We start from the raw sequence: 2,626 nt of genomic DNA, 5'->3' as shown, positions 1-2,626 counted from the left end.
GCGCAGGGCGGGCGGCAGTGCCCGGAGGTCGTCCTCGGGCAGCAGGATTCCGCCGTCGTGCTCCGTTCGGAGTGCGGCGTAGGTGTCGGTGCTGACCTGCTCGAGATAGTCGGCGTCCTGGGCGAGGATGCGCGAGGTACGGAAGAGCGCCTGCGCGATCCCCGGCCCCAGCTGGTCCTCGAGGAGAGGAAGCACCGTGGCGCGCACCCTTGAGCGCGCGAAGGATTCATCGGAGTTGGTGGGGTCCAGCCACGGTCGGAGCCCGTAGAACCCGCAGATGGCCTCGGTGTCGGCGCGCCGGAGCTCGAGGAAGGGCCGGCGGTAGGTGCCGCGCCGCACCGGCATGCCGGCCAGGGAGCGCGTGCCCGAGCCCCGGGCGAGTCCGAGGAGCACCTGCTCGGCCTGGTCGTCGAGCGTATGCCCGAGCAGTACTGCCCGCGCACCGAGCTCCGCCGCGACGTCATCGAGCACTGCATAGCGCGCCGCGCGGGCCGCGGCTTCGGGGCCCATGCCGCCGCTGTGCACCGTGACCGCGCGCACGGCCACGGGGTGGAGGCCGAGTTCCCCGAGCTGCTCGGCGGCCCGGTGGGCGATCGATGCGCTGCCGGGCTGCAGCCCATGGTCGACGACGACGGCGCCCACCCTGCACCGGTCGGTGCGCGCGAAGTGCACCGCGACCGCAGCGAGCGCCAGGGAATCGGGACCGCCGCTGCATGCCACGAGGATCAGTGGGAGCGGTCGGGCGCTTGCCTGCGGTTCGTCGTTGTTCGCGGAATTTGTTGACGGACCAGCTGCCGGACCAGCTGCAGTACCTGTTGCCGGACCTGTTGTCGGGACCGCGAGCAGGCCGCCAAGGGCGGATTCGAGGTGCTTCCGTGCGACGCCGACCACCGGAGGGAGCCGTGGCCGCCTATCCATGGCGGCGGATGCTCATCCGATCGATCCACTCGTCCGGAGCATGGATCTCGCGCTCGGTGGGGAGGTTCCCCTCGGCCTCCCACACCAGGTTGAACCCGTCCATGCCCGTCTGGTCCACCACCCGCCGCACGAACTTCGAGCCGTCGCTGTACTGCCGCATCTTCGCATCGAGGCCCAGCAGCTGGCGGATGAGCTTCTCCAGGGGGCCCCGGGATTTACCGCGTGCGTTGAACCGGCGTCGGATGGTCTTGACGGTGGGGACGATGCTCGAGTCGACGCCGTCCATGACGACGTTCGCGTGTCCCTCGAGCAGGCTCATCACCGCGGTCAGGTGGGACAGGCGGACCTTGTCCTCGGGATCCTGCAGCACGGAGAGGATGCCCATATTCTGTCCCGGGCGGTCCTCCCCGGATGCGGGGCCCTGCCTCCTGCGCAGTGCGCTTTCCCCCTTCGCTGCGGTGATGCTCTTCACTGCGTTTCCGAGCCGCTCCGAGAGGGTGTCTGCCTTGTCCATGAGGCCCGCGCTGAGTTCGGAGATGTGTCCCGTCATGTGGTCCTTCAGCCAGGGAGCCGCGGCGAACTGCACCCGGTGCGTCTGTTCGTGGAGACAGACCCACAGCCGGAAGTCCGACGGGTTGACGGACAGCTCGCGTTCCACCGAGATGATATTGGGCGCCACGAGCATCAGCCGGCCCCCCGCGCCGTTGCGGGAGGGGACGAAGGGGTCGTACTGGCCGAGCACCTTGCTCGAGAGGAAGGCGAGGATCGTCCCGAGCTGCGCGCCGGTCAGGGCCGATCCGAGCGTCATCGAGGCCGAGTTGAAGGCCTCGGGCCGAGTCTCGGCGAGGTGGTCGAGCGTCGGTTCGAGCAGCGTCCGGAAGCTCTGGGTGTTGGCCCTGGCCCAGGAGGCGCGGTCCACGATGAGCAGCTCCGAATCGCGCAGGTCCTTCGCGGCGTCGAGCCGGGAGATCGCGTGGACATGACCCACCGAGGCGTCGGCGAGTTCGCGGAGGTTCTGGACCGCTCCGGCGATCTCGCGGGGAGACATCGTTGGGCCCGCGGGAGCCAGTTTGGCGGCACTACCGGCCGCGAGATCCCAGTTGATGAGCTGGCGGCGGGGGGTGGACTGGACTGACGGACTGTTGCTCTCCATGCCCACCATTCGATCACATCCCTCTGGAGGACACTCCCAGAATTCCTACCGGCAGCCGCAGACGGCAAGAACCGCCGCCGCATTGTCCGCGGCTGTCCGCGCCTCGCGGGTATTGCCGTTCAGGCCCGTCGCCACGAAGGAGAACGTGAGCAGCCGCCCCTCCGTGGTGACCACGTAGCCGCTCAGAGCCGTCACCGCGTTCAGCGTGCCCGTCTTCGCCCGGACCATGCCCTCACCGGCTGCGGCTTTTCCTGTCGCTGAAGTGAACCGCTCACTCAGCGTTCCGGAGAGGCCGGCCACGGGCAGCGCCTGGAGAACGCCCGCGAGCGCTGGGTCGTCCGACGTCGCCATCACCTGCAGGACGCCGGCGAGCTGTGCCGGCGTCACTGCGTTCTGCCGCGACAGGCCCGAGGCATCGCCGATGCTCAGGCCCTCGACCGGCACTCCCAGCTCCTCCACCGTGGCGAGGAGGGTTTCGGTGGCTCCCCCGAACGACGCCGGGCGGCCGCTCGCCGCGGCTGCCACCCGCGCGAGCGCCTCGGCAAGGTAGTTGTC

At 69.7% G+C, this 2,626-nt stretch carries 3 protein-coding genes; all 3 read right to left on the bottom strand.

The annotated features are described in order from the left end of the window. On the bottom strand, positions 1–918 hold a 918-nt coding region (gene tilS / locus Y705_RS17975; RefSeq protein ID WP_155849962.1), incomplete at its 3' end, for a tRNA lysidine(34) synthetase TilS. Then, on the bottom strand, positions 911–2,071 hold the full coding sequence (locus Y705_RS0106490) for a zinc-dependent metalloprotease (protein ID WP_026532263.1): 1,161 nt from the start codon (positions 2,069–2,071) through the stop codon (positions 911–913). The genes tilS and Y705_RS0106490, both read right to left, overlap by 8 nt. Positions 2,072–2,116: 45 nt before the next feature. Continuing rightward, the coding region (dacB, locus tag Y705_RS17970; protein ID WP_081737847.1) for a D-alanyl-D-alanine carboxypeptidase/D-alanyl-D-alanine endopeptidase at positions 2,117–2,626 on the bottom strand (510 nt) is incomplete at its 5' end.

The sequence above is a fragment of the Arthrobacter sp. H41 genome (assembly GCF_000520535.1).
Classification (GTDB): domain Bacteria; phylum Actinomycetota; class Actinomycetes; order Actinomycetales; family Micrococcaceae; genus Arthrobacter_D.
The sequence above is the reverse complement of the archived record's forward strand: the minus strand, read 5'-3'. Positions and strand labels throughout refer to the sequence as shown.

Coding starts and splice junctions, on each gene's coding strand:
- Y705_RS0106490 (WP_026532263.1), bottom strand. CDS start 2,071: ATGGAGAGCAACAGTCCGTCAGTCCAGTCCACCCCCCGCCGCCAGCTC.